19 protein-coding genes are annotated in these 26,793 nt (G+C 71.0%); 11 read left to right on the top strand and 8 right to left on the bottom strand.

Annotation, left to right across the window (positions count from 1 at the left end; genetic code table 11):
- Window positions 1-55: 55 nt before the first annotated feature.
- From SACTE_RS12295 to SACTE_RS12275, 5 genes are all read right to left on the bottom strand, one after another.
- On the bottom strand, window positions 56-1,369 hold the full coding sequence (locus SACTE_RS12295; RefSeq protein ID WP_014046358.1) for a DUF58 domain-containing protein: 1,314 nt from the start codon (window positions 1,367-1,369) through the stop codon (window positions 56-58).
- 10 nt (window positions 1,370-1,379) lie between these two features.
- Window positions 1,380-2,399, bottom strand: a complete 1,020-nt coding sequence (locus SACTE_RS12290) for a MoxR family ATPase (protein WP_014046357.1) — start codon at window positions 2,397-2,399, stop codon at window positions 1,380-1,382.
- Entirely contained in the window at window positions 2,396-3,616 is a 1,221-nt protein-coding gene (locus SACTE_RS12285) for a DUF4350 domain-containing protein (protein ID WP_019993650.1), read from the bottom strand. Before SACTE_RS12285 ends, SACTE_RS12290 begins: the two co-directional genes overlap by 4 nt.
- A gap of 62 nt (window positions 3,617-3,678) precedes the next feature.
- Window positions 3,679-4,368 carry a DUF4129 domain-containing protein gene (locus SACTE_RS12280; protein ID WP_014046355.1) on the bottom strand — a complete coding sequence of 230 codons (690 nt, stop codon included), beginning with the start codon at window positions 4,366-4,368 and terminating at the stop codon, window positions 3,679-3,681.
- Window positions 4,369-4,372: 4 nt separating this feature from the next.
- Complete coding sequence (locus SACTE_RS12275; RefSeq protein ID WP_014046354.1) at window positions 4,373-5,581, bottom strand: glycerophosphoryl diester phosphodiesterase membrane domain-containing protein; 1,209 nt, start codon at window positions 5,579-5,581, stop codon at window positions 4,373-4,375.
- Between the two features lie 140 nt (window positions 5,582-5,721).
- Here SACTE_RS12275 and mtnA point away from each other — a divergent pair, with 140 nt between their 5' ends.
- From mtnA to SACTE_RS12240, 7 genes are all read left to right on the top strand, one after another.
- Window positions 5,722-6,867 carry an S-methyl-5-thioribose-1-phosphate isomerase gene (gene mtnA / locus SACTE_RS12270; RefSeq protein ID WP_014046353.1) on the top strand — a complete coding sequence of 382 codons (1,146 nt, stop codon included), beginning with the start codon at window positions 5,722-5,724 and terminating at the stop codon, window positions 6,865-6,867.
- A 4-nt stretch (window positions 6,868-6,871) separates the two neighbouring features.
- A complete protein-coding gene (gene mtrA, locus SACTE_RS12265) occupies window positions 6,872-7,561 on the top strand; it encodes a two-component system response regulator MtrA (protein WP_193383664.1) in 690 nt (229 codons plus the stop codon).
- A gap of 1 nt (window position 7,562) precedes the next feature.
- Window positions 7,563-9,605: an MtrAB system histidine kinase MtrB gene (gene mtrB / locus SACTE_RS12260; protein ID WP_014046351.1), complete on the top strand. Its 2,043-nt coding sequence runs from the start codon at window positions 7,563-7,565 to the stop codon at window positions 9,603-9,605.
- Between the two features lie 28 nt (window positions 9,606-9,633).
- Entirely contained in the window at window positions 9,634-11,460 is a 1,827-nt protein-coding gene (locus tag SACTE_RS12255; RefSeq protein WP_014046350.1) for an LpqB family beta-propeller domain-containing protein, read from the top strand.
- A gap of 88 nt (window positions 11,461-11,548) precedes the next feature.
- A complete protein-coding gene (locus SACTE_RS12250; RefSeq protein WP_026359209.1) occupies window positions 11,549-12,265 on the top strand; it encodes a phosphoribosyltransferase family protein in 717 nt (238 codons plus the stop codon).
- Window positions 12,266-12,593: 328 nt separating this feature from the next.
- Entirely contained in the window at window positions 12,594-13,283 is a 690-nt protein-coding gene (raiA, locus tag SACTE_RS12245; RefSeq protein WP_014046348.1) for a ribosome-associated translation inhibitor RaiA, read from the top strand.
- Between the two features lie 194 nt (window positions 13,284-13,477).
- A complete protein-coding gene (locus SACTE_RS12240; RefSeq protein WP_014046347.1) occupies window positions 13,478-14,230 on the top strand; it encodes a response regulator transcription factor in 753 nt (250 codons plus the stop codon).
- A gap of 66 nt (window positions 14,231-14,296) precedes the next feature.
- Here the strand turns inward: SACTE_RS12240 and SACTE_RS12235 are convergent, their stop codons facing one another.
- On the bottom strand, window positions 14,297-15,472 hold the full coding sequence (locus SACTE_RS12235) for a crosslink repair DNA glycosylase YcaQ family protein (RefSeq protein WP_014046346.1): 1,176 nt from the start codon (window positions 15,470-15,472) through the stop codon (window positions 14,297-14,299).
- A 10-nt stretch (window positions 15,473-15,482) separates the two neighbouring features.
- A complete protein-coding gene (locus SACTE_RS12230; protein ID WP_014046345.1) occupies window positions 15,483-16,076 on the bottom strand; it encodes a GNAT family N-acetyltransferase in 594 nt (197 codons plus the stop codon).
- A gap of 241 nt (window positions 16,077-16,317) precedes the next feature.
- Between SACTE_RS12230 and secA the strand changes: the two genes are divergently transcribed.
- Window positions 16,318-19,146 (top strand): preprotein translocase subunit SecA, encoded by a 2,829-nt coding sequence (gene secA / locus SACTE_RS12225; RefSeq protein WP_014046344.1) that lies wholly within the window; start codon window positions 16,318-16,320, stop codon window positions 19,144-19,146.
- A gap of 215 nt (window positions 19,147-19,361) precedes the next feature.
- Here the strand turns inward: secA and SACTE_RS12220 are convergent, their stop codons facing one another.
- Window positions 19,362-19,790 carry an Rv3235 family protein gene (locus SACTE_RS12220; RefSeq protein ID WP_014046343.1) on the bottom strand — a complete coding sequence of 143 codons (429 nt, stop codon included), beginning with the start codon at window positions 19,788-19,790 and terminating at the stop codon, window positions 19,362-19,364.
- 282 nt (window positions 19,791-20,072) lie between these two features.
- Between SACTE_RS12220 and SACTE_RS12215 the strand changes: the two genes are divergently transcribed.
- From SACTE_RS12215 to SACTE_RS12205, 3 genes are all read left to right on the top strand, one after another.
- A complete protein-coding gene (locus SACTE_RS12215) occupies window positions 20,073-20,579 on the top strand; it encodes a hypothetical protein (RefSeq protein ID WP_014046342.1) in 507 nt (168 codons plus the stop codon).
- A 55-nt stretch (window positions 20,580-20,634) separates the two neighbouring features.
- Window positions 20,635-21,309 (top strand): HAD family hydrolase, encoded by a 675-nt coding sequence (locus SACTE_RS12210; RefSeq protein WP_014046341.1) that lies wholly within the window; start codon window positions 20,635-20,637, stop codon window positions 21,307-21,309.
- A 457-nt stretch (window positions 21,310-21,766) separates the two neighbouring features.
- Window positions 21,767-26,779 carry an NAD-glutamate dehydrogenase gene (locus SACTE_RS12205; RefSeq protein ID WP_014046340.1) on the top strand — a complete coding sequence of 1,671 codons (5,013 nt, stop codon included), beginning with the start codon at window positions 21,767-21,769 and terminating at the stop codon, window positions 26,777-26,779.
- Window positions 26,780-26,793: the final 14 nt, after the last annotated feature.

The raw sequence follows: 26,793 nt of genomic DNA, 5'->3' as shown, positions 1-26,793 counted from the left end.
GCTGTGACGCCTGCGCGTGCCGGCAGCGGGAGAGAGGGGGCCGCCTGGGTTCCCGTCAGAGGCGGCCGGCGGCCTTCAGGGCGAGATAGGCGTCGGCCAACGCCGGTGCGAGTGTGTTCGGAGTGGCATCGACGACGGTGACACCGTGACGGGGGAGCTGGTCGGCGGTCCGGCGGCGCTGTTCCTGGGTCTGGGTGCCGGCTGCGGCCTCGTAAACCGCGTCGACCGACCCTCGGCTCCGGGCCATCGTTTCGACGTGAGGATCGGCGACCGATGCCACCAGCACCGTGTGGCGCCGGGTGAGCTGGGGAAGCACCGGCAGCAGACCTTCTTCCACCGGTGCGGCGTCCAGGCTCGTGAGCAGCACGATCAGCGAACGCTGGGGCGCGTGGGCCATGGCCGTCGTGCTCAGGCCCCGGGCATCCGTCTCCACGAGCTCCGGCTCCAGCGGGGCCATGGCGTTGACGACGGACGACAGGACATCGCCCCCGGCGGCCCCACCTCGTACCTGGGCCCGGACACGGCGGTCGTAGGCAAGGAGGTTCACCCGGTCACCCGCGCGTACGGCCAGCGCGGTGAGCAGCAGCGCAGCGTCCATGGCCGCGTCCAGGCGTGGGACGTCGCCGACGCGCCCCGCGGAAGTCCGGCCGGTATCCAGGACGATGAGGATGTGGCGGTCCCGCTCAGGGCGCCAGGTGCGGACGGCGACCGCCGACTGGCGTGCGGTGGCCCTCCAGTCGATGGAGCGCGTGTCGTCCCCCGGGACGTAGACGCGGAGGCTGTCGAACTCGGTACCTTCCCCACGGGTGAGCACGGTGGTCCTGCCGTCCAGTTCGCGGAGTCTCGCGAGACGTGACGGGAGATGCTTCCGGCTCGTGAACGGCGGCAGTACCCGCACCGCCCACGGGACGTCGTGGCGCCCCTGCCGGGCCGCGAGGCCCAGCGGACCGAACGAGCGGACGGTGACCCGGTCGGGGAGGCGGTCTCCGCGCCTGGCAGGACGCAGGAACGTAGTGAGACGCACCCGCTCTCCGGCGGGCACGGTGAACCTGTGGTGTGAGGCGGCCTGTTCGGCTTCGGACGACCAACTGCTGGGCGGCCATGCGTCACGGAGATGAGCACGAAGCCGTCGTCTCGAAGGGTTGGTTACGGTGAGTTGCACCTGTGCCGTGTCGCCGAGTCGAACGGATGTATCACCGGATCGGGTGAACCGCAGCGAACGCACTGGCGCGGCCAGGGCGTAGTCGCACAGAATTGCCAATGAGAGCGGCGCATTGACCGCGAGCATGCCTGTCCAGCTCGGGGCCAGTATGCCTACGGGGAGTGATCCCAGGGCGGCCAGGAGCGCGGTTCGTCCGGTGAGGGCCATGGTCACCGCCTCATCGGGGGACGGGGACGTGGGCGAGGACAGCCGTGATGACGGAGTCGGCGGTGACTCCCTCCATCTCGGCTTCCGGCCGGAGTTGGATGCGATGACGGAGTGTGGGAAGCGCCAGGGCCTTCACGTCGTCCGGGGTGACGTAGTCCCGGCCGGTGAGCCAGGCCCAGGCGCGCGCGGTGGACAGCAGAGCGGTCGCGCCGCGGGGGGAGGCACCGAGGGTGAGTGAGGGGGATTCACGCGTGGCACGACAGATATCGACGACGTAAGCAGCGATCTCGGCGGAGACCTGGGTCCTTGCGACCGCGGACCGCGCGGCCTCCAGGTCGGCCGGGCCGGCCACAGGCCGTATACCGGCGGCATCGAGGTTCCGGGGGTCGAACCCGCCCGCGTGGCGGGTGAGGACGTCGATCTCGTCCTCACGGGACGGCAGAGGCACCGTGAGCTTGAGGAGGAACCGGTCCAACTGCGCCTCGGGAAGCGGGTAGGTCCCCTCGTACTCGACGGGATTCTGGGTCGCTGCGACCAGGAACGGATCAGGGAGGGCCCGGGGGACACCGTCGACGGTGACCTGGCGCTCCTCCATGGCCTCAAGGAGGGAGGACTGCGTCTTCGGCGGGGTCCGGTTGATCTCGTCTGCGAGCAGGAGGTTGGTGAACACCGGCCCGGGCTGGAAGGAGAACTCCGCAGTGCGGGCATCGTAGACGAGGGAGCCCGTGACATCGCTCGGCATCAGATCGGGTGTGAACTGGACGCGCTTGGTGTCGAGTTCGAGGGAGGCGGCAAGGGCCCGGACGAGAAGGGTCTTGGCCACACCCGGGACGCCCTCGAGCAGCACATGGCCCCGGCAGAGCAGGGCGACGACCAGGCCGGTCACGGCGGAGTCCTGGCCGACCACTGCCTTGGCGATCTCCGAGCGGAGGGCTTCGAGAGAGGCACGGGCCTTGTCGGAGACGACGGCTTCCGTCGGACTCCCCTCGGTCGCCACGTGCTCGGCGGACTCCGGGTTCGGGGCGCTCATGAAGTGCGTACCTCTCTTTCGAGGGCGTCGAGTTGGTCGGTCAGAAGAACAAGAGCGGCGTCGTCGGCCGGAGCCGGGCCGAAGAGCAGAGCGACGGCGTCGGTGTCGGAGGCATCGAGGCGGGCGGAGACGGCGGGAAGCAAGGCGCCGGGTGACTGGGCGTCGCGCGGGGAGACCCCGACGAGGGGAGCGAGGCGGTTGCGGGTGGCGGAGCGGAGTGTGGCGGCGGCCCGGTCACGGGCGTTGGCCTTCCGATAGAGGCGGGCACGCCCTTCGGTGGACTCGGAGGCCCTGACGGCCACCGGAAGGCGTTCGGTGACCAGGGGGCCGAGGCGGCGGGCTCGCCAGATCGCGGCGAGCACGGCTGCGAAGGCGAGTTGGAGCGTGCCCCAGAGCCAGCCGGAGGGGATGAGGTCGACGAATCCGCTCTCGCCGGCCGTGGTACCGCCGTCACCGCCGCCCTCTCCGTTCTCCTGACCGCCCGGGCCCGCAGTGGCGGACGGATCGGTGAGTGAGGGGAGGTACCAGACGAGATGCGGACGGGAACCGAGAGTCTGCAGGGCGAGCGACGCGTTCCCCTGCTGGTCGAGGCGGTCGTTGTAGAGGAGGTCGGGGGAGCCGAGCAGCACGGTGTCGCCCGACGCGTGCTCGGGAAGCACCAGGTACGTCGGGTATCCGTCGACGGGGTAGCAGCTGACGGCGTCGCGTGCGTCCGTGCGGTAGCGGAGGCCGCCCGTCTCGACGGTGCCCGCGGAGCGTGCGGCGGGGAGATCGCAGCGAGGCGGATGCGGGCCTGCCCGGCCCGGGAGTTCGGCGCTGACACCGGGGGCCAGCGTCCCGACGGAGACGCGGCCCGGTGCTACGAGGACCGTGCGTCCGGAGGCGTCGCCGACGGCTCCACGGAGGACGTGCCGCTGGTAGTCGGTGAGCACGTTGGGCCCGGCGACGAGAAGCGTGGTGTCGGGACCGGCCGCGTCGGTCGCCTCGCCGAGGGTCGTGACGACGTCGACCGTGACACCCCGGTCCTTCAGGAGTTCGGCGACGGCCCGGCTCCCGTAGGGATCCGGGGAGCGGGGGTCGAGGCGGCCGTGTTCACCCCCCGAGCCGACGGCGGCGTAGGTGATCCCGGCGGCGACGAGGAGCAGGGCGGCGAGCAGCAGGCCGCGTGTACGCCGCCAGACCTGGCCAGGAGTCCGGGACACCGACGTCGTGGACAAGGGGGATCCGGGCACGGGCACGGGCACGGGTGTGGGTGTGGGCGTGGCGGTCGGGGACCCGGTCACCGGGGGGCCTCCCCGGTCGTTCCGGCGGCGAGCAGGGGCTTGGCGGCTTCGATGTCGCGGTCGAGCGCGCTCAGGTCCTGGTACGCGGCCGCGTCGGCCGTGCGGCCTCCGTACGTGACGTCGTCGAACACGCGGGCGGCGGAGCGGAGGCGGGAGGCATGGGCGGGCAGGGCCCGGCCGGCTTCCGAGGCCGCCTCGTCCGCTGTGCGGCCGGGGCGCGGGTCGAGCACGGCTCGGTCCTCCAAGGCCCGGACGAGGGCGCGCATGCGTTCCTGGACGGCCTCCGTCCAGCGGTGGGCGTCGGCGTGCGCCTGCGCCGCCTTCCGATGGTCGGCCGCGCTGCGGGCGGCGCCACCGAAAAGGGCCTCCGGGGGGCGTGCGACGCGCTGGGGTGTACCGAGCCGCCACCAGAGGGCGGCGACCAGGCCGGCGATGATCAGCATGATCACCACCAGGCCGAGCGAGCCGCCGGGTGCGGCCCCGGCGGCCCCGTCGAAGAGGTCGCCCACCCAGTCCCAGAAGCGGTCGAGGCCGCGTTCGAGCAGGTTCGGGTCGTGCTCGTGGTACATCGGGTCGGACAGTTCGTCCTGCGCCGCTTCCCGGGCGGGGACGCGTGGGATGTCCACGGGTATGTCGTCCGCAGCCAGGACGAGTCGTCCCGCCGTGGTGGCGCCCCCCGCCGTCACCGCATCAGCTCCTAGGGGTGTCGTATCCGGGCACACCCGCGGCCCTCGCGAGGTCCAGGTCGAGTGCTTCGCGGCGGATGCGCCGGTCGATGTAGAGCAGCGCCATCACTCCCGCGGTGAAGGGGTAGGCGAGCGTCGAGACGATCACTTCGCCGATGCCCGTGACGATGAGGAAGGGCCAGCCGAAGTCGGGCGAACTGCCCTTGAGCAGGTCACCCAGTCCCTCGCTGTCGGCGGTCACGGCGATGATGCCGAACGGAATGGTAATGATCAAGGTGACGACGATGACCATCAGGTAGGTCAGGGCCAGGATGCCGAAGATCCGCCACCAGCTGCCCCTGACCAGCTTCGCGGACCGGCGCAGCGACGTGAGGACGGGCTGCCTCTCCAGCATCAGTGCCGGTGCGGCGAGGGTGAAGCGGATCATCAGCCACAGCACGACGACGACGGCCCCGATGAAACCGAGGAGGGCCAGTGCCAGGCCGGCGCCGCCGTCGATGAGCAGACCGGGGAGCAGCCCCACCGTCATGATCGCGGCGCTCATCAGACTCAGCAGCAGGGTCAGCCCGAGGAGCGGGAGGATCCTCGGCCGGGCCTCCGACCAGGCCTCGCGCAGGGTCACGCCGCGGCCCAGCACGGAGCGGCTGACCACCACGGTGAGCAGGGAGGTGGTGAAGAGGGTGGCGATCATCCCGATGACCGTGGCCGGTGCCGTGGAGAGCAGCTCCGACTGCATCGATTCGGAAGCCTGGCGCAGAGCCTCGCTTCCGACGGCGTTCGGGTCGATCGAGGTCGGCTCCGGCAGGACGTATCGCTGGAGGAGGATGGCGATGATCTCGGTGACGACCGAGATGGTGAGACTGATGCCGAGCACGGGGCGCCAGTGCGCGCGCATCGTGGACACGGCGCCGTCGAGGATCTCGAGGACGCCCAGCGGACGGAGCGGGATGACCCCGGGTTTCGCCGCCATGGGAGGCCGGCCGCCCCACCCGGGTCCTGGCGCGCCGCCCCAGCCGGGTGCGGGCGGAGGCATGCCGGGGCCGCTGCCGGGTGCGCTCGGTGGGGACCACTGCCCGCCCTGCGGCTGCGTGGCGGACCACTGTCCGGCCGGGCCGTTGGCGTCGGCGGGGGCGGAGGGCCGGGGGATGCCGGCCCCGTCCTGGCCGTCGGAGGGGGCAGATCCGGGCGAGGCCCAGCCCGGAGAGTCGTTCATCGTCGCTCCTTCACGGTCCTGACCGCTCACCGGGGCGGCAGGTTGGCAGCCATCGTGCCACGCGCCGCCCCGGCGTGGACCGGGCGCTCTCCCTCCGTCTTGTCCATGTGTCCTGGCCGCTCACCGGGCAGACTGGGCGGATGGCTGATCAGGACACGCGTTCGCCGGTGGGTATCGAGCCTCCGGCCCTTTCCGTACTCCGCTGGGCCGAGCCGCCCGAAGGCCCCGCCGTGGTGCTCCTCGACCAGACGCGGCTGCCGTCGCAGGAGGTCGAGCTGGTGTGCGCGGATGTCCCCGCGCTGGTCCGGGCGATCCGGACGCTGGCGGTGCGGGGCGCGCCCCTGCTGGGCATCGCCGGCGGGTACGGCGTCGCCCTGGCCGCCGCCCGGGGTGAGGACGTGGCGCGGGCCGCGGAGCTGCTGGCGGGGGCGCGGCCCACCGCGGTGAACCTCGGATACGGTGCGCGGCGGGTGGCCGAGGCGTACCGGTGTGCCGAGGAGAAGCGGGCGGGCCGGGGGCAGGCCGCCTCGGCGGCGCTGGCCGAGGCCCGGGCGCTGCACCGGGAGGACGCCGCGGCCAGTGTCCGGATGGCTCGGTACGGCCTGGACCTGCTGGCGGAGCTCCTGCCCGACGGACCGCACCGGCTGCTGACCCACTGCAACACCGGGGCGCTGGTGTCGGGCGGCGAGGGGACCGCGTTCGCCGTCGCTCTGCGGGCGCACCGCAAGGGCAGGCTGCGGCAGCTGTGGGTGGACGAGACGCGTCCGCTGCTCCAGGGTGCCCGGCTCACGGCGTACGAGGCGGCACGGAACGGGTTGCCGTTCCAGGTGCTCACGGACAGCGCGGCGGGCTCTCTGTTTGCCGCGGGGGAGGTGGATGCCGTACTCATCGGTGCGGACCGCATCGCTGCGGACGGCTCGGTGGCCAACAAGGTGGGGAGTTATCCGTTGGCGGTGCTGGCGAAGTACCACCACGTCCCGTTCGTCGTGGTGGCGCCGACCTCGACCGTCGATCTGGGGACGCCGGACGGTGCGGCCGTCGTCGTGGAGCAGCGTTCCGGGAGTGAAGTGACGGAGTTCACATTCCCTGGGCCCGCTTCGGCCGGGGCGGAGGCGGGAGCGTCTGCCTCGGCACCGGTGGGAGCCCAGGCGTACAACCCGGCGTTCGACATCACGCCGCCCGAACTGGTCACGGCGATCGTCACGGAGGAGGGTGTCATTTCCCCGGTCACGGGGGTCGGACTGGCAGAGCTGTGTGCCAGATCATCGCAGGTAACGATTAGCTAATGGGATGATGTCGTTTATGAAGGGACGCGTCCTTGTCGTCGACGACGACACCGCGCTGGCCGAGATGCTCGGCATTGTGCTGCGTGGAGAAGGTTTCGAGCCATCGTTCGTAGCGGACGGCGACAAGGCACTGGCTGCATTTCGTGACGCCAAGCCGGACCTGGTGCTGCTGGACCTCATGCTGCCCGGACGGGACGGCATCGAGGTCTGCAGGCTGATCCGGGCCGAGTCGGGTGTGCCGATCGTCATGCTCACCGCCAAGAGCGACACGGTCGACGTGGTGGTGGGTCTGGAGTCAGGGGCCGACGACTACATCGTCAAGCCGTTCAAGCCGAAGGAGTTGGTCGCCCGGATCAGGGCACGTCTGCGGAGGTCCGAGGAGCCCGCGCCGGAGCAGCTGGCGATCGGTGACCTGGTCATCGATGTGGCCGGGCACTCGGTGAAGCGGGAGGGCCAGTCCATCGCGCTCACCCCGCTGGAGTTCGACCTGCTGGTGGCCCTCGCCCGTAAGCCGTGGCAGGTCTTCACCCGTGAGGTGCTGCTCGAGCAGGTATGGGGGTACCGGCACGCCGCGGACACCCGGCTGGTGAACGTGCATGTGCAGCGGCTCCGTTCCAAGGTCGAGAAGGACCCGGAGCGGCCGGAGATCGTCGTGACCGTCCGCGGTGTCGGTTACAAGGCCGGACCGAGCTGACATGACCCTGGGCAGCTCTGCTCCGAAACCCGGGGGCCCGGGAGTCCGTACGGAGCGGGCTGCCGGGTCGGCACGAAGGTTCTGGCGGTTCGGCCGGGTCCTGCGGGACGGCCGGTTGTTCCCCGACCGGACTCCCGGTGGGCCCGTGCTGAGGCTGCTCATGCGCTGGATCCGGCGGCCGTTGCTGCCCGCCGTGCGCCTGTGGCGGCGGAATCTGCAACTGCGGGTCGTCGCGGGCACGCTGCTCATGTCGATCGCCGTGGTGCTGCTCTTGGGCTTCGTCGTGATCGGGCAGGTCAAGAACGGCCTGCTCGACGCGAAGGCCAAGGCCGCGCAGACGCAGGCGGCCGGCGGTTTCGCGGCGGCCCAGGCCAATGCGAACGCGCCGCTCGCCCCGGGCGACCAGGGCGAGGAGGAGGGCGCCGACGGCATGACGGCGAACACCTCCTGGCGTACCGAGCTGGTCGATCAGCTCGCCAGTGGCGGTACGAACGCCTTCAACGTGGTGGCACTGAGCGCCGACTCCGTCGAGCAGGGCGCCACCAGCCGCGCCCCCCGGGGCTCCGGCAGCGTCGAGGCGTCCAGCGTGCCGCAGAGCCTGCGGGAGGCCGTGGGGAAGGGGCCCGGAGCCTTCCAGACGTACTCCTCGATCAAGTACTCGTACGGCAAGGACCCGCAGCCCGGGCTCGTCGTCGGCAAGCGCCTCTACGACATCGACCACAACCCGTACGAGCTGTACTACCTCTTCCCGCTCACGCAGGAGGAGAAGTCGCTGACCCTGGTCACGACGACGCTGGCCACGGCGGGTCTCTTCGTCGTCGTCCTGCTGGGCGCCATCGCCTGGTTCGTCGTACGCCAGGTCGTCACGCCCGTACGGATGGCGGCGGGGATCGCCGAACGCCTTTCGGCGGGCCGGCTCCAGGAACGGATGAAGGTCACCGGCGAGGACGACATCGCCCGCCTCGGCGAGGCCTTCAACAAGATGGCGCAGAACCTCCAGCTGAAGATCCAGCAGTTGGAAGAGCTCTCCCGGATGCAGCGACGGTTCGTCTCCGACGTCAGCCATGAGCTGAGGACCCCGCTCACGACCGTACGGATGGCCGCCGACGTCATCCACGAGGCCCGCGTCGACTTCGACCCGGTGACCGCGCGTTCCGCGGAGCTGCTGGGCGACCAGCTCGACCGTTTCGAGTCGCTCCTGTCCGACCTGCTGGAGATCAGCCGCTTCGACGCGGGGGCCGCGGCCCTGGACGCCGAACCGATCGACCTGAGGACGGTCGTGCGACGGGTGATCGGCGGCGCGGAGCCGCTCGCGGAGCGCAAGGGCAGCCGGATCGTGGTCGTGGGCGACGAACAGCCCGTGGTCGCGGAAGCCGACCCCCGGCGCGTCGAGCGGGTGCTGCGGAACCTGGTCGTCAACGCCGTCGAACACGGCGAGGGCCGGGACGTCGTCGTACGCATGGGGGTCGCGCAGGGCGCCGTGGCGGTGGCGGTCCGGGACTACGGCGTGGGGCTCAAGCCCGGCGAGGCCACCCGGGTCTTCAACCGCTTCTGGCGGGCCGATCCGGCGCGCGCCCGCACCACCGGCGGCACCGGACTGGGACTGTCGATCGCTGTCGAGGACGCCCGGCTGCACGGTGGCTGGCTGCAGGCCTGGGGCGAGCCCGGCGGCGGATCGCAGTTCCGGCTGACCCTGCCGCGCACGGCGGACGAGCCACTGCGGGGGTCGCCGATACCGCTCGAACCGGAGGACTCGCGGCGCAACCGGGAGGACCGCGAACGGACCGAGGCCGCCTCCCTGACGACCGCCGAGCACCGGCTGCTGTCCGTGCCGAGTCAGGGCGGGTGCACGACGCGAGGGCAGCTGCCCGTCCCGTCGCGGGGGTCCATGACACCGCGTCCGGCGCCGGCGTCGGTGGACCCGGCGGCGCTGCCGGGCAACGGCGCCCGTGTGGTGCCGCGCCCCGCCGGGGAGCGGCCGGGCGGCCGCACGGACCCAGAGACGCAGGACCCGGAGCAGGAGGACACGACTCGTGGACACTGACCGTCGGCAAGGCGGCCGAGGACGGGCGGTGCGGGTGTCCGCGCTGCTCGGCTGCGCCGTCGTGGTGCTCGCGGGGTGCGGAGCGATGCCGGACACCGGTGAGGTCAAGGCGGTCGAGGCGTCGCGGGCCGGTGACGCCCAGGTGCAGGTGTACGCGGTGCCGCCGAGGGAGGGCGCCTCCCCCCTGGAGATCGTCGACGGCTTCCTGGAGTCGATGACGAGTGACGACCCCGATTTCCGGACCACCCGCACGTATCTGACCAAGGAGGCGGGGGCGGCCTGGAAGCCGAGCGAGGGCACCACGGTGCTCGCGAAGGCTCCCAACCGCAACGGGCCGTCGTTCCACGACAAGGAGCGCAGGGCGGCCGAGACCACGTACACCCTGACCGGTGAACAGGTGGCGGCGGTCGACGCGCAGAGCTCCTACCGGCCGCTCGCGCCGACCGACTACTCCCAGGGGCTGCACCTGGTGCGCGAGAAGGGTGCGGACGGCAAGCAGGAGTGGCGCATCGACGTCGTGCCGGACGGCCTGGTGCTGGGGCAGTCCGACTTCAAGCGGCTGTACCGGCCCGTGAACAAGTACTACTTCGCGGCCGCCCCGGCGGGGAGCGAGCCCGCGCTCGTCGCCGACCCCGTCTACGTGCGCAACCGGACGGATCCCGTCACGCGGATGGACACGGCCACGCAGACGGTGCGGACGCTTCTGGAGGGCCCGTCGAACTGGTTGCGGCCGGTCGTCGATTCGAGCTTCCCCGCCGGGACGACGCTCAGGAAGGGGGTCACCTCGCTGGCGCCCGACGACCAGAACGTACTGAAGGTGCGGCTCAGCAAGCAGGCGGACAAGGCGGGGCCGACGGAGTGCCGGATGATGGCCGCCCAGGTGCTCTTCACGCTGCGGGACCTGACGTCCGCCCGGGTGGGCCAGGTGGAACTCCAGGGTGAGCACGGTCCGCTGTGTTCGCTGGGGGCCGACGACTCCGCCGAGTTCGAGGGTGACAGCGGTTCCGGTGCCCCCGACAGCCAGTACTTCGTCGACGACAAGGGGCATGTGCAGCGGATCCCTGCGGGCAGCAAGGGCCTGGGCGATCCGGATCCGGTGCCCGGTCCGCTGGGCTCCGGACCGGTGGCCATGAGCGCCGTCGGTGTGTCCCGGGACGAACAGCAGGGCGCCGCGGTCTCGGCGGACCAGCAGCACCTCTACGTCTCCTCCCTGGTGACGGACGGCGAGGCGACCGCCCCTGTCGTGACCAGCCAGGCCAAGAGCGCCGATGACCGGCTCTCCGCGCCGAGCTGGGACGGCCGGGGGGACCTGTGGGTCGCCGACCGCGATCCGTCCGGTCCCCGGCTGCTGCGTCTGGTGGGCGGCGAGGGCGAACCGCAGGAAGTCGCGGTCCCGGGTCTCGGCGCGGGCCGGATCGAGGCGCTACGACTGTCGGCCGACGGTGTGCGGATCGCCCTGCGGGTGTCCGAGGGGGATCACACGACCCTGCGGATCGGGCGCGTGGAGCGCCACGGTTCGAGTGATACGGAGCGGGTGTCCGTGGAGGACCTGCGCACCGCGGCTCCGCAGCTGACCGATGTGAGCGCCGTGTCCTGGTCCGGCCGCAGCCGCCTCGTGGTGGTCGGCAAGGAGGAGGGCGGTGTGCAGCAGGTGCGCTACGTGCAGGCGGACGGATCGACGTCGTCCTCCGGTGTGCTGCCCGGGGTGAACCAGGTGACGGCCGTCGCGGCGGCGGACGACGAGCAACTGCCGTTGATGGCGGACACCGAGAGCGACGGGATAGTGAAGCTCTCGCCCGGTGACAACTGGCAGACGGTCCTCAGGGAAGGCTCCTCGCTGGTCTATCCCGGCTGACCGCCGGGGGTGCTGACGTCCGTGAGTTGTCCACAGGGCGTTGTCCACAGGGCTGGTCCGGCCTGTGCCGCACCGGCACAGTGGGGCTGTGCGTGCATGGTGGCAAGAGATCACCGGACTGGTGCTGCCGGCGGCCTGTGGCGGCTGCGGCAGGCCTCGTACGCAGCTGTGCGCGGAGTGCGCGGCCGAGCTGGCGGCCGAGCCGTCCCGGGTGCGTCCGGCGCCCGAGCCGGCGGAGCTCCCGGTCGTGCACGCTGCCGCTCCGTACGAGAACGCGGTACGCGCGGTGCTGCTGGCCCACAAGGAGCGAGGAGCACTCGGTCTCGTGGGCGCGCTCGGCGGGGCCTTGGCGGGGGCTGTGCGGGCGGGGACGGGCCGACTGGACGCTGGAGGGCCGCTGCTGCTCGTGCCGATGCCGTCGGCGCGGGCGGCCACGGCGGCGCGTGGGCACGACCCGACCCGCCGGATCGCCTTCGCCGCCGCGGCGGAGCTGAGGCGCGCCGGTGTCCGCGCCCGGGTGACAGCGGTGCTGCGGCAGCGGCGCGCGGTGGCCGATCAGGCCGGTCTGGGAGCGAGGGCGCGGCAGGAGAACCTGGCGGGCGCCCTGGAGGTGGCGGTCCGGGGCAGGGCCCTGCTGAGCGGTGGCCGGGTGGTGCTGGTGGACGACCTGCTGACGACCGGCGCCACCCTCGCCGAGGCCGCCCGCGCGGTGCGCGCGGCATGGCCCACCGATGGCGGCGCCGCGGCTCCGGTTGCCGCGGTGGTGGCGGCTTCTCCATCCGCTTTCGAAATAAACCGGAACTGACAGAAATCTTTCATCGGCGCAGGTGATACGGGGGTGAAGGGACCTGATCGGAGGTACGCACGGGTAGCGGGTGCCGATACGGCCGCGGGCAGGCTATGTTCGGTTGTGAGGCACGGTGAATACCGGATCTCGATGAATGCACCACCAGGTTTCGGGCAGGTAACTCACCGACAGGCCAGAAGCGTGAAAGCGGCGGGGCGCAGACCTCGCCGACGGGGGAGGAGGAGGTGAAAGTCACCGAGTCCGCGGCTCCGGTGATCACCGGAGCCTGGTGCGAAAGGGAGACGCTCCGCATCTGAGGCGGAGCGATCCGGGAACGGAGTTCTGCGTGGACATCGTCGTCAAGGGCCGCAAGACCGAGGTGCCCGAGCGGTTCCGGAAGCACGTGGCCGAGAAGCTGAAGCTGGACAAGATCCAGAAGTTCGACGGCAAGGTGATGAGCCTGGACGTCGAGGTGTCCAAGGAGCCCAACCCCCGTCAGGCCGACCGTGCGGCAAGGGTGGAGATCACGCTTCGTTCGCGTGGACCGGTCATCAGGGCGGAAGCGGCGGCAGGCGACCCGTACGCAGCGCTGGACCTGGCGACCGACAAGCTGGACACACAGCTGCGCAAGGAGCACGACAAGCGCTACAGCCGCCGCGGCAGCGGTCGGCGGTCGGCCGCCGAGGTGGGCGAGGTCGTGCCGGGCGTCGCCTCGTTCAACGGGGACGGTGAGCTGATTGGCAGCGAGACGTCGCCGTCCGTGCCCACCACCAAGACCGGTTCGCTCGAGGTGCAGGGCGACGGCCCCCTGGTGGTGCGCGAGAAGACGCACGTCGCGGCACCGATGACGCTCGACCAGGCGCTCTACGAGATGGAGTTGGTCGGGCACGACTTCTACCTGTTCGTCGACTCGGAGACCAAGGAGCCCAGCGTCGTCTACCGGCGGCACGCATACGACTACGGTGTGATCCACCTGAGGACCGACCCCCTGGCCGCCGACGAGGCGGGCGGCGCGGGCGGGGCACTCGGCGGCTGACACCGGCCACAGTCCGTACACGCGGTGCCCCTGGATGCGTCTGTGCGCCCCGGGGGCGCCGCGTTCGCCGAGGCGGGAGCACCGCTCGCGCCGCCGGACATGGAATCATGGCGCCCCAAGCCAACCGGCGTTCCGAGGACTGCCGTTGGCGGACAGCCTGTGACCTCAGGCCGTGGCCTTCAGGGGGAGGAACGATGGCGGACACCTTCGGGCCCGTGAGCAGGGCGAAGGGTGCCCATGACGTCGCGGCGGCCGACTGCGGGACGGACGAGGGCGGTTCCCGCAAGGAGCCCATCCGCGTCCTCGTGGTCGACGACCACGCGCTCTTCCGCAGGGGCCTGGAGATCGTCCTCGCCCAGGAGGAGGACATCCAGGTCGTCGGGGAGGCGGGGGACGGTGCCGAGGCGGTCGACAAGGCCGCGGACCTGCTGCCCGACATCGTGCTGATGGATGTCCGGATGCCCAAGCGGGGCGGCATCGAGGCGTGCACCTCGATCAAGGAGGTCGCTCCCAGCGCGAAGATCATCATGTTGACGATCAGCGACGAGGAAGCCGACCTCTACGAGGCGATCAAGGCGGGGGCCACCGGTTATCTCCTCAAGGAGATTTCCACCGACGAGGTCTCGACGGCTATCCGCGCGGTGGCGGACGGCCAGTCCCAGATCAGCCCGTCGATGGCGTCGAAACTGCTCACCGAGTTCAAATCCATGATTCAACGCACCGACGAGCGCCGGCTCGTTCCCGCTCCCCGGCTCACGGAGCGGGAACTGGAAGTGCTCAAGCTCGTGGCCACCGGAATGAACAACCGGGACATCGCCAAGGAATTGTTCATCTCCGAGAACACCGTGAAGAACCACGTCCGCAATATCCTCGAGAAACTGCAACTGCACTCGCGGATGGAAGCAGTGGTCTACGCGATGCGGGAGAAGATCCTCGAGATCCGGTGAGGCGGCTCCGGCGCGGGCCGCGACCGGCCGGCGGGAGACCGGTGCCGTGTCCGCGCCGAGCCGGGCTCACGCGAGGGCACGGGCCACCTCCGCCATGAGCGGCTCGCGCAGCTCCGGCGCCTCGACCCGCTCCAGCCGCACCGCCGTGCAGCCGACCCACGACGCGGCCTCCACGAGAGCCTCGGCCATGGGAACCACGGACTTCACGCCCTCCAGCGACACCTGCCGCGCGACCAGAGTGCTGCCCTCACGCGCCGGATCGACCCGGCCCTGAAGCCTGCCGCCCGCCAGCAGGGGCATCGCGAAGTAGCCGTGGACCCGCTTGAGCCGGGGCACGTACGCCTCCAGACGGTGGGTGAAGCTGAAGACACGCTCCGTACGCGCCCGTTCCCAGACCAGCGAGTCGAACGGGGACAGGAGCGTCGTCCGGTGGCGTCCACGCGGCTCCGACGCCAGCGCCTCAGGGTCCGCCCACGCCGGCTTCGCCCAGCCCCGCACGGACACCGGGACGAGCCCGGAATCCGCCACCACGGCGTCGAACTCCTCGGCCCTCAGGCGGTGGTAGTCGGCGATGTCCGCCCGGGTGCCCACGCCCAGCGAGCGGCCCGCCAGCGCGACCAGCCTGCGCCGGCACTCCGCGTCGTCCAGGTCGTCGTGGAGGAAGGCCTCGGGGATGGCGCGCTCGGCCAGGTCGTAGACGCGCTTCCAGCCCCGCCGCTCGGTGCAGACCACCTCGCCGTACATCAGGGCCCGTTCGACGGCGACCTTGGACGCCGACCAGTCCCACCACTCGCCGCCGTTCTTCGCGCCGCCGAGCTCCGTGGCCGTCAGCGGGCCCTCCGTCTCCAGCTGCTTGATCACCGTGTCGTACACCCCGTCCGGGAGCGCGTGGTTCCACTGCGGGCGGGAGCGGTAGGCGCGGCGGCGGAAGGCGAAGTGCGGCCACTCCTCCACCGGCAGGATGCACGCGGCGTGCGACCAGTACTCGAAGGAGCGCCCGCCCGACCAGTACGCCTCCTCGACAGTGCGGCGGCCGACGGCGCCGAGCCGTGCGTACGGGACCAGTTCGTGCGAGCGGGCCAGCACCGAGATCGTGTCGAGCTGGACCGCGCCGAGATGGCGGAGCACCCCCCGGACCCCGCCTCTGCGGTCCGGGGCACCCAGGAGCCCCTGGGCACGCAAGGCGATCCGGCGAGCCTGGTCGGCGGAGAGTTCCAGAACGGGCGGCGGCGCGGGCGTCATGCGTGGAACCTTAGGACGTGCCACTGACATCCGGGGCCGGAAGATACGGATGGGTCCCGGTGAGGCCCAGGTCGGCGGGGATCAGCGCGCCGATCCAGGTGTCACGCCGGGTGCCCTTGTTGAGCAGAGCCGAACGCTGACCGCCCTCCATGCGGAAGCCCGCCCGCAGGGCGACGGCCCGCGACGGGACGTTGCCGGCCTCGGCCCGCCACTCCAGACGGTCCGCGGCGAGGTCCGTGAAGGACCAGCGGGCCGCTTCGAGCACGGCCTCCGTCATGAAGCCGCGGCCGCGGTACTCCTCGGTCGTCCAGAAGCCGACCTCGAAGGTGCCCGTCAGGGTGCGGCGGTTGATGCCGAGCGCCCCCACCAGCGGACCGCCGTCCTCCCGGGAGACCACCGCGAAGTTGTACATCGTGTCGTCCGCCCAGCCCTGAGGGGACAGCTTCCTGGTGAAGAGCTCCGCGTCGGCACGGACGTACGGGGAGGGAACGACCGTCCACCGCTGGATGCCGGGGTCCTGGCAGGCGGCGTAGACCTCCTCCGCGTCCTGCGGCCCGAAGGGGCGCAGAAGCAGGCGTTCGGTGGTGAGGGTGATGGGCTCCATGAGGGGATTGTGGTGATCCGGGGCCCCCGGCGCGAGCACTTTTCCGGCTGCCCGGCACCTTCCGCGCCCCCCGGCCGTTGTTCTGTGGAGGGTGCGCCGGGTCCGACGCGGTAGCGGCCCTCCCGGCACGGCGGGGTCCTCGCTTACGATGACCGTTGCGGTGGGGCCCACCTGCCGTGCCCGCGCCAGAGTCCATCACACGACCCAGTGCCAGGCCCGACCGGCAAGGAGACCAGCCTCAGTGTCCGTCTTCAACAAGCTCATGCGTGCAGGCGAAGGCAAGATCCTGCGCAAACTGCACCGCATCGCGGACCAGGTCAGCTCCATCGAAGAGGACTTCGTCAACCTCTCCGACGCCGAGCTGCGGGCGCTCACCGACGAGTACAAGGAACGGTACGCGGACGGCGAGAGCCTGGACGACCTGCTTCCCGAAGCGTTCGCGACGGTCCGTGAGGCCGCCAAGCGCGTCCTGGGACAGCGCCACTACGACGTCCAGATCATGGGCGGTGCCGCGCTGCACCTCGGCTACGTGGCCGAGATGAAGACCGGTGAGGGCAAGACCCTCGTCGGCACGCTGCCCGCCTACCTCAACGCGCTCTCCGGCGAGGGCGTGCACCTGATCACGGTGAACGACTACCTGGCCTCCCGTGACTCCGAGATGATGGGCCGGGTGCACAAGTTCCTCGGGCTCGAGGTCGGCTGCATCATCGCCAACATGACGCCCGCGCAGCGGCGCGAGCAGTACGCGTGCGACATCACCTACGGCACGAACAACGAGTTCGGCTTCGACTACCTCCGCGACAACATGGCGTGGTCGCAGGAAGAGCTCGTCCAGCGCGGTCACAACTTCGCCATCGTCGACGAGGTCGACTCGATCCTCGTGGACGAGGCCCGCACGCCGCTGATCATCTCCGGCCCGGCCGACCAGGCCACCAAGTGGTACGGCGACTTCGCCAAGCTGGTCACGCGTCTGACCAAGGGCGAGGCGGGCAACCCACTGAAGGGCATCGAGGAGACCGGCGACTACGAGGTCGACGAGAAGAAGCGGACCGTGGCCATTCACGAGCCCGGCGTCTCCAAGGTCGAGGACTGGCTCGGGATCGACAACCTCTACGAGTCGGTCAACACCCCGCTCGTCGGGTACCTCAACAACGCGATCAAGGCCAAGGAACTCTTCAAGAAGGACAAGGACTACGTCGTCATCGACGGCGAAGTCATGATCGTCGACGAGCACACCGGCCGTATCCTCGCCGGCCGCCGTTACAACGAGGGCATGCACCAGGCCATCGAGGCGAAGGAAGGGGTGGACATCAAGGACGAGAACCAGACGCTCGCCACGATCACCCTGCAGAACTTCTTCCGCCTGTACAACAAGCTCTCCGGCATGACCGGTACGGCGATGACCGAGGCAGCCGAGTTCCACCAGATCTACAAGCTGGGCGTCGTGCCGATCCCGACGAACCGGCCCATGCAGCGCGCCGACCAGTCGGACCTGATCTACCGCACCGAGGTCGCCAAGTTCGCCGCGGTCGTCGACGACATCGCGGAGAAGCACGACAAGGGCCAGCCGATCCTGGTCGGCACGACCTCGGTCGAGAAGTCCGAGTACCTCTCGCAGCAGCTCTCCAAGCGCGGTGTGCAGCACGAGGTGCTCAACGCCAAGCAGCACGACCGTGAGGCGACGATCGTCGCCCAGGCCGGGCGCAAGGGCGCGGTGACGGTCGCCACGAACATGGCCGGCCGAGGCACCGACATCAAGCTCGGCGGCAACCCGGACGATCTCGCCGAGGCGGAGCTGCGCCAGCGCGGCCTGGACCCCGTCGAGCACGTCGAGGAGTGGGCCGCGGCCCTGCCCGCCGCCCTGGAGCGGGCCGAGGAGGCCGTCCGGGCGGAGTTCGAAGAGGTCAAGGAGCTCGGCGGGCTGTACGTGCTGGGCACCGAGCGGCACGAGTCACGGCGTATCGACAACCAGCTGCGCGGCCGTTCCGGCCGCCAGGGCGACCCGGGCGAGTCCCGGTTCTACCTGTCGCTGGGCGACGACCTGATGCGGCTGTTCAAGGCGCAGATGGTCGAGCGCGTGATGTCGATGGCGAACGTCCCGGACGACGTGCCGATCGAGAACAAGATGGTGACCCGGGCGATCGCGTCCGCGCAGTCGCAGGTGGAGCAGCAGAACTTCGAGACGCGTAAGAACGTCCTGAAGTACGACGAGGTGCTCAACCGGCAGCGTGAGGTCATCTACGGGGAGCGTCGTCGCGTCCTGGCGGGCGAGGACCTGCAGGACCAGATCCGGCACTTCATGGACGACACGATCGACGACTACATCCGGCAGGAGACGGCCGAGGGCTTCTCCGAGGAGTGGGACCTGGACCGGCTGTGGAGCGCCTTCAAGCAGCTCTACCCGGTGAAGGTCACGGTCGAGGAGCTGGAGGAGGCCGCGGGCGACCTGGCCGGGGTCACCGCCGACTTCATCGCCGAGTCGGTCAAGGACGACATCCACGCGCAGTACGAGGAGCGCGAGAAGACCCTCGGTTCCGAGATCATGCGCGAGCTGGAGCGGCGCGTGGTGCTCTCGGTCCTGGACCGCAAGTGGCGTGAGCACCTCTACGAGATGGACTACCTCCAGGAGGGCATCGGCCTGCGGGCCATGGCGCAGAAGGACCCGCTGGTCGAGTACCAGCGCGAGGGCTTCGACATGTTCAACGCCATGATGGAGGGCATCAAGGAGGAGTCCGTCGGCTATCTGTTCAACCTGGAGGTCCAGGTCGAGCAGCAGGTCGAGGAGGTCCCGGTCCAGGACGACGCGCAGCGGCCGTCGCTGGACAAGCAGGACGCTCCCGTGGCCGCCGGTGCCGGACGGCCGGAGATCCGGGCCAAGGGGCTGGACGCGCCGCAGCGGCCCGACCGGCTGCACTTCTCCGCCCCCACGGTGGACGGCGAGGGCGGGGTCGTCGAGGGCGACTTCTCCAACGGTGACGGTGAAGGCGGAGGTGCCTCCGGCGACGGCATGACCCGTGCGGAGCGCCGTAAGGCGCAGAAGAGCGGTGGCGGGCGCCGCCGCAAGAAGTAACGCCGAGCGCGTCGCCGCCTGGGCCGGACACCTTGGGGTGTCCGGCCCAGGCCCGTCCAGGGGCCTGGGGGGCCCGTGGACGCGCCGTGGGTCCGAGGGCGTCCGCCGGGCGGCGCGCCGGGCGTGAGCCCTGTCCGAGCGCCGCTGAGGGACGCGACGGTGCCTCCGCGCGGCCGGCGGGCGGGCCCGTCATCCGTCCTGATCCGCGTGGCCGGTCAGCGTTGGGCGGTGAGGCGTTCGCCGCCCAGGTCGACCGCCGCGCACCGCCACCGGAGGTCCGGGCCCCGCTCCAGGCGGAAGGCCATCGCGTGCACCCGCTCGCCCGTGGCGATGCTGGCGAACGCCTCGACCACGCCGGTGGCCGGCCGGGTGCCGTGGCAGGCGCGGACGACCGGGCGCCGGTGGCCCGTCCCGAGCGGGGCGCTCGGGGCGAGCTCGGCGAGCTGGTCGTAGGCCTCGCCGATCGTGTGGCCCAGCATCCAGTGCACCGGGCGCTGACCGCTGAGCACCGCGAGCAGGCGCTCCGCGAACCACTGGTGAGGCCGCAGCGGCTGCCGGGGGCGGTGCGGTGCCCTGCGCGGCGGTACGGCCCCGGGCCGGGAGCGGTCGCCTCGTCCGGCCGGCCTCGTCTTGTCCGTGCTCATGGTCTGGCCCCCGTGGCTGATGTCCTGCGCCTCGTGCGGATGCCGGGCGGCGTCCGCGCGCTGGTGATCTTCTACGGGGGCGGCCGAGGGCGCCGCAAGCCGCGGACGACGCCGGGAAGCCGTTCCGGAGAATCACCTATCAGGGTGGCGGGCCCCGCGCCGCAAGGGCTGCGGAGGGGGTGACGGGCGTCACCGGGTGGACGGCCGGGGGTGCCTCACGGGCCCCGATCGGGGACGTCCCACGTATCCTGAGGGCGTTGTCGACGACGAAAGCGGTCAGCCATGCGTGTGTACGTCCCCCTGACCCTCTCCGGCCTCGCGGTGGCCCACGGGGCGGGTGAGATCGGGCCGGGCCCGCTCACGGCCTACGCGGTGACCCCCTCCCTGCGCGAGTGGTACGTGTCCGACGACATCGAGGAGCTGGAGTACGCGGCGCTCAACCGCGCCGCCTCCGCCTCGCTGCGGCTGATCGCCGGCAGGCCGGACGAGACCCGGCGCCGGGTCGTGGTCGCCGTCGACGTGCCGGACGGGGCCGCGGTCGCCGACCCGGACCAGGCGCTGGACGCCTCCTCGCTGGGTGAGGTGCGCATCGCCCAGGCCCTGGCGCTGTCGAAGGCCGCCGCCGTGCACGTGGACGCCGACGACGCGGAGAAGGACGTCGCGGCCGCGGCGGCGGCGCTGGGCGCCGCGGACCTCGGTGACGACGACGCCCGGTTCACCGTGGACGGCGCTGAGGACCACGAACTGCTGTGGTTCGGCATCCAGGAGATCCCCGGCCTCATCGGCTGACGGCGGTGCGATCGGGCCGGGACCGTTGTCGTACCCGGCGGGTACCGTCTCCGGTATGACGCACAGGGGGAAGCACGGCACGCATCTGGTCTGGGACTGGAACGGCACACTGCTCGACGACATCGTCGCGGTCGTCGGGGCGACGAACGCCGCGTTCGCGGAGGCCGGCCTCCCGCCGATGACGCTGGAGCGGTACCGCGAGATGTACTGCGTGCCGATACCCCGCTTCTACGAGCGGCTGTTGGGCCGGTTGCCCACGGACGCCGAGTGGCGGCGGATGGACGGCATCTTCCACCGCCACTACGCGCGGCAGCGGGTCTCCTGCGCGCTGACCCCCGGCGTCGAGGAGCTGCTGGCCCGCTGGAAGCGGGCCGGGCGCAGCCAGTCGCTGCTCAGCATGTACGGGCACGAGCACCTGGTCCCCGTGGTGCGGGACTACGGCATCGAGCCCCACTTCGTGCGGGTGGACGGCCGCACCGGCCCGTCCGGGGGTAGCAAGGCCCTGCACATGGAGCGGCACTTCGAGGCGCTGGACGGGATCGACCCGGAGCGCTCGGTGGTGATCGGGGACGCGGTGGACGACGCGGTGGCCGCCGCCCATGTCGGTGCGCGCGCCGTGCTGTACACCGGTGGTTCGCACAGCCGCAGCAGCCTCGAAGAGGCGGGCGTGCCCGTGGTGGACACCCTGTCGGAGGCCGTGGCGCTGGCCGGGTCGATGGTGGACGACTGACCCGTGACGGGCGGCAGGCGGGCGGCTGACCTGGGCCCCTCGGCTCCGGGGCGGCGGCCGTGAGGCCCCGGGGGACCGTGCGCTCGACTCGGAGAACGGCCGCGCGCGTTACGTCCCGGGAGCCGTGAGCGCGATGTCCAGAGCGTCAAAGTTGGGTGTCATCTTTTGTACATATGCGGCTCATGACGGTTGTGGGTGGGAGAGAGATAGCCTGGTGCCGTGATCAGCGCGATACGCCTCGGGGGCAGTGAAGCCCCCGGCCTGCGCCCGGAGTGCCACAGCACCCGGGCGATCCGCGCTTCCCACCTCCAGGACCGACCGCCGAAAACGGCCCATCCGGTCCCGGGTACCTCCCGAGACGGCATAGCGTCGGACCAGACCGGAAACCCCGCGTCGTGGCGGTACGTCGTCTTTTACACCTACGTCACGCAACGGCGCGCGACAGGAGCCAGAGGACATGCAGACCAAGCTGGACGAAGCCAAGGCCGAGCTGCTCGCACGAGCGGCCCGGGTAGCTGACAACAGTCCGGGCGGTGGTGTCGAAGGCCCGGGCGGTGCCCCACGGGTCCGCCTCGCCGAGGCAGGCACCGGGGCCGATCAGGACGAGCAGCCGGTCCAGGACCAGTTGCTCGCCTACCTCCAGCGCTACTACCTGCACACCGCTCCGGAGGATGTCACCGACCGTGATCCGGTCGATGTCTTCGGCGCTGCTTCTTCCCACTACCGCCTCGCCGAGAACCGCCCCCAGGGGACGGCGAACGTCCGGGTGCACACCCCGACCGTCGAGGAGAACGGCTGGACGTGCAGCCACTCGGTCGTCGAGGTCGTCACCGACGACATGCCGTTCCTGGTCGACTCGGTCACCAACGAGCTGTCCCGGCAGGGCCGCGGCATCCACCTCGTCATCCACCCGCAGGTCGTCGTCCGCCGCGACGTCGCCGGCCGGCTGATCGAGGTCCTCGCCGACGACCGGCCGCACGGTGACGCACCGCGGCGCTCCAAGGGCCGCCAGGAGGACCGGGCCGAACTGCCGCAGGACGCGGTCGTCGAGTCGTGGATCCACGTCGAGATCGACCGGGAGTCCGACCGCGCGGACCTGAAGCAGATCACCGCCGACCTGCTCCGGGTCCTGTCCGACGTCCGGGAGACCGTCGAGGACTGGGGGAAGATGCGCGAGGCCGCCCTGCGGATCGCCGACGACCTTCCCTCCGAGCCCCTGGACGACCTCGGCGACGTGGAGGTCGAGGAGGCCCGTGAGCTGCTGCGCTGGCTCGCCGCCGACCACTTCACCTTCCTCGGCTACCGCGAGTACGAGCTCCGCGAGAGCGACGCCCTGACGGCCGTACCCGGCACCGGGCTCGGCATCCTGCGCTCCGACCCCAAGCACAGCGACGACGAGGCGCACCCCGTCAGCCCGTCCTTCGACCGGCTGCCCGCCGACGCCCGCGCCAAGGCGCGCGAGCACAAGCTGCTCGTCCTGACGAAGGCGAACAGCAGGGCGACCGTCCACCGGCCCAGCTACCTCGACTACGTCGGGGTGAAGAAGTTCGACGCCGACGGCAACGTCGTCGGTGAGCGGCGCTTCCTCGGCCTGTTCTCGTCCGCCGCGTACACCGAGTCGGTGCGCCGGGTGCCCGTCGTCCGCCAGAAGGTCGCCGAGGTGCTGGAGGGCGCGGGCTTCACGCCCAACAGCCACGACGGCCGCGACCTGCTCCAGATCCTGGAGACCTACCCGCGCGACGAGCTCTTCCAGACGCCCGTCGACCAGCTGCGCTCCATCGTCACCTCCGTGCTGTACCTCCAGGAGCGCCGCCGACTGCGGCTGTACCTGCGCCAGGACGAGTACGGGCGCTACTACTCCGCCCTCGTCTACCTGCCGCGCGACCGCTACACCACGGCGGTCCGGCTCCGGCTGATCGACATCCTCAAGGAGGAACTGGGCGGCATCAGCGTCGACTTCACCGCCTGGAACACCGAGTCGATCCTCTCCCGGCTGCACTTCGTCGTCCGTGTCCCGCAGGGCACCGAACTGCCGCACCTCACCGACGCCGACGCGGACCGCATCGAGGCCCGCCTCGTCGAGGCCGCCCGCTCCTGGGCCGACGGCTTCCAGGAAGCGCTGAACGCCGAGTGCGGCGAGGAGCGCGCCGCCGAGCTGATGCGCCGGTACGGGCAGTCCTTCCCCGAGGGCTACAAGGCCGACCACTCGCCGCGCGCGGCCGTGGCCGACCTGGTGCATCTGGAGGCGCTCAAGAGGGACCGCAAGGACTTCGCCCTCAGCCTGTACGAACCGGTGGGGGCCGCTCCCGGTGAGCGCCGCTTCAAGATCTACCGGACGGGCGAGCAGGTGTCCCTCTCCGCCGTCCTGCCCGCGCTCCAGCGGCTCGGCGTCGAGGTCGTCGACGAACGCCCCTACGAGCTGCGCTGCGCCGACCGCCGGCACGCCTGGATCTACGACTTCGGGCTGCGCATGCCGAAGACGGACGCCGCCCCCGACCACCTGGGCGACGACGCCCGGGAGCGTTTCCAGGAGGCGTTCGCGGCCGTCTGGACCGGTGAGGCGGAGAACGACGGCTTCAACGCGCTGGTGCTGGGCGCCGGGCTCGACTGGCGCCAGGCGATGGTGCTGCGCGCCTACGCGAAGTACCTGCGCCAGGCGGGTTCGACGTTCAGCCAGGACTACATGGAGGACACCCTCCGCAACAACGTCCACACCACCCGGCTGCTGGTCTCCCTCTTCGAGGCCCGGATGTCGCCGACCCGCCAGAAGGCGGGCACCGAGCTGACGGACGGTCTGCTGGAGGAGCTGGACGGCGCACTGGACCAGGTCGCCTCGCTGGACGAGGACAGGATCCTGCGGTCCTTCCTCACCGTCATCAAGGCCACACTGCGGACCAACTTCTTCCAGCCGGACGACGACCACGAGCCGCACGGCTACGTCTCCATGAAGTTCGACCCGCAGGCCATCCCCGATCTCCCGGCTCCGCGACCGGCGTTCGAGATCTGGGTGTACTCGCCGCGCGTCGAGGGCGTCCACCTGCGGTTCGGCAAGGTCGCCCGCGGCGGGCTGCGCTGGTCGGACCGGCGGGAGGACTTCCGTACGGAGATCCTCGGCCTGGTCAAGGCGCAGATGGTCAAGAACACCGTGATCGTGCCGGTCGGGGCCAAGGGCGGCTTCGTCGCCAAGCAGCTCCCGGATCCGGCCGTCGACCGTGACGCCTGGCTCGCCGAGGGCATCGCCTGCTACAAGACGTTCATCTCGGCGCTCCTGGACATCACCGACAACATGGTGACCGGCGAGGTCGTGCCGCCCGCCGACGTGGTCCGGCACGACGAGGACGACACCTATCTCGTCGTCGCCGCCGACAAGGGCACCGCGAAGTTCTCCGACATCGCCAACGACGTCGCCGTCTCGTACGGCTTCTGGCTCGGGGACGCCTTCGCCTCCGGCGGCTCCGCCGGCTACGACCACAAGGGCATGGGCATCACCGCCCGCGGCGCCTGGGAGTCCGTGAAGCGGCACTTCCGCGAGCTCGGGCACGACACCCAGACCGAGGACTTCACGGTCGTCGGCGTCGGGGACATGTCCGGTGACGTGTTCGGCAACGGCATGCTGCTGTCGGAGCACATCCGGCTGGTCGCGGCCTTCGACCACCGGCACATCTTCCTCGACCCGAGCCCGGACGCCGCCACCTCGTACGCGGAGCGGCGCCGGCTGTTCGACCTGCCGCGCAGCTCCTGGGACGACTACGACAAGAGCCTGATCTCCACGGGCGGCGGCGTGCACCCGCGCAGCGCCAAGTCGATCCCGATCAACGCGCACGTCCGTGAGGCGCTCGGCATCGAGCCCCACGTCACGAAGATGACGCCCGCCGAGCTGATGCAGAACATCCTCAAGGCGAGGGTCGACCTCCTGTGGAACGGCGGCATCGGCACGTACATCAAGTCGTCGGCCGAGTCGAACGCCGACGTCGGCGACAAGGGCAACGACGCGATCCGGGTCGACGGCCAGGACCTGCGGGCCCGGGTCGTCGGTGAGGGCGGCAACCTGGGGGCCACCCAGCTCGGGCGGATCGAGTTCGCCCGCTCCGGCGGCCGGATCAACACCGACGCGATCGACAACAGCGCCGGTGTGGACACCTCCGACCACGAGGTGAACATCAAGATCCTGCTCAACGGACTCGTCCGGGACGGCGACATGACCGTCAAGCAGCGCAACAAGGTGCTCGCCGAGATGACCGACGAGGTCGGCGACCTGGTGCTGCGCAACAACTACGCGCAGAACGTGGCCCTCGCCAACGCCTGCGCCCAGGCGCCGTCCCTCCTCCACGCCCACCAGCGCTTCATGCGCCGGCTCGGCCGCGATGGGCACCTGGACCGGTCGCTGGAGTTCCTGCCGAACGACCGGCAGATCCGCGAGCTGCTCAACCACGGCAAGGGCCTCAGCCAGCCGGAGCTCGCCGTCCTGCTCGCCTACACCAAGATCACGGCGGCCGAGGAGCTGATCTCCACCAGCCTGCCGGACGATCCGCATCTGCAGAAGCTGGTGCACTCCTACTTCCCGCAGCTGCTCAGCGAGCGCTTCCCCGAAGCGGTCGCCGGACACGCGCTGCGCCGGGAGATCATCACGACCGTGCTGGTCAACGACACGGTGAACGCCGGTGGTTCGACGTTCCTGCACCGTCTGCGGGAGGAGACCGGGGCCTCGCTGGAAGAGGTCGTGCGGGCGCAGTTCGCCGCCCGTGAGATCTTCGGCCTGTCCTCGGTGTGGGACGCCGTGGAGGCGCTCGACAACCAGGTCGCCGCCGATGTGCAGACCCGGATCCGGCTGCACTCGCGCCGGCTGGTGGAGCGCGGCTCGCGTTGGCTGCTCGGCAACCGGCCGCAGCCCGTCGCGATCGCGGAGACCGTCGAGTTCTTCCGGTCCGGCGTGGAGGAGGTCTGGGCCGAGCTGCCCAAGCTGCTCAAGGGCGCCGACCTGGAGTGGTACAGCTCGATCCTGAACGAGCTCACCTCGGTGGGCGTCCCGGAGGAGCTCGCGGTGCGGGTGGCCGGGTTCTCCTCGGCCTTCCCGACGCTGGACATCGTCGCGATCGCCGACCGTACGGGCAAGGAGCCGCTGGCGGTCGCCGAGGTCTACTACGACCTGGGCGACCGGCTGGGCATCGCCCAGCTGATGGACCGGATCATCGAGCTGCCGCGGGCGGACCGCTGGCAGTCCATGGCCCGCGCCTCGATCCGTGAGGACCTGTACGCGGCGCACGCGGCGCTGACGTCGGACGTCCTGTCCGTCGGCAACGGGACGTCCACGCCGCAGGAGCGTTTCTCGGCCTGGGAGGAGAAGAACGCGGCGATCCTGGCGCGTTCGCGCTCCACCCTGGAGGAGATCCAGAGCTCGGACTCCTTCGACCTGGCGAACCTGTCCGTGGCGATGCGGACCATGCGCACCCTGCTGCGCACACACGCCTGAGGCGGCGTGCGGTG

Source organism: Streptomyces sp. SirexAA-E (genome assembly GCF_000177195.2).
In the GTDB taxonomy this organism is placed as follows: domain Bacteria; phylum Actinomycetota; class Actinomycetes; order Streptomycetales; family Streptomycetaceae; genus Streptomyces; species Streptomyces flavovirens.
This window is presented reverse-complemented; position numbering and strand designations above follow the sequence as displayed.

Excerpts from the sequence above, each read along its gene's own strand:
- SACTE_RS12220 (WP_014046343.1), bottom strand. The coding sequence starts at position 19,790 with ATGAGCACGGACAAGACGAGGCCGGCCGGACGAGGCGACCGCTCCCGG.
- mtrA (WP_193383664.1), top strand. The coding sequence starts at position 6,872 with ATGATGTCGTTTATGAAGGGACGCGTCCTTGTCGTCGACGACGACACC.
- SACTE_RS12295 (WP_014046358.1), bottom strand. The coding sequence starts at position 1,369 with ATGGCCCTCACCGGACGAACCGCGCTCCTGGCCGCCCTGGGATCACTC.
- SACTE_RS12215 (WP_014046342.1), top strand. The coding sequence starts at position 20,073 with ATGCGTGTGTACGTCCCCCTGACCCTCTCCGGCCTCGCGGTGGCCCAC.
- mtnA (WP_014046353.1), top strand. The coding sequence starts at position 5,722 with ATGGCTGATCAGGACACGCGTTCGCCGGTGGGTATCGAGCCTCCGGCC.
- SACTE_RS12205 (WP_014046340.1), top strand. The coding sequence starts at position 21,767 with ATGCAGACCAAGCTGGACGAAGCCAAGGCCGAGCTGCTCGCACGAGCG.
- SACTE_RS12290 (WP_014046357.1), bottom strand. The coding sequence starts at position 2,399 with ATGAGCGCCCCGAACCCGGAGTCCGCCGAGCACGTGGCGACCGAGGGG.
- SACTE_RS12240 (WP_014046347.1), top strand. The coding sequence starts at position 13,478 with ATGGCGGACACCTTCGGGCCCGTGAGCAGGGCGAAGGGTGCCCATGAC.
- mtrB (WP_014046351.1), top strand. The coding sequence starts at position 7,563 with ATGACCCTGGGCAGCTCTGCTCCGAAACCCGGGGGCCCGGGAGTCCGT.
- SACTE_RS12235 (WP_014046346.1), bottom strand. The coding sequence starts at position 15,472 with ATGACGCCCGCGCCGCCGCCCGTTCTGGAACTCTCCGCCGACCAGGCT.
- SACTE_RS12210 (WP_014046341.1), top strand. The coding sequence starts at position 20,635 with ATGACGCACAGGGGGAAGCACGGCACGCATCTGGTCTGGGACTGGAAC.
- SACTE_RS12275 (WP_014046354.1), bottom strand. The coding sequence starts at position 5,581 with ATGAACGACTCTCCGGGCTGGGCCTCGCCCGGATCTGCCCCCTCCGAC.
- SACTE_RS12230 (WP_014046345.1), bottom strand. The coding sequence starts at position 16,076 with ATGGAGCCCATCACCCTCACCACCGAACGCCTGCTTCTGCGCCCCTTC.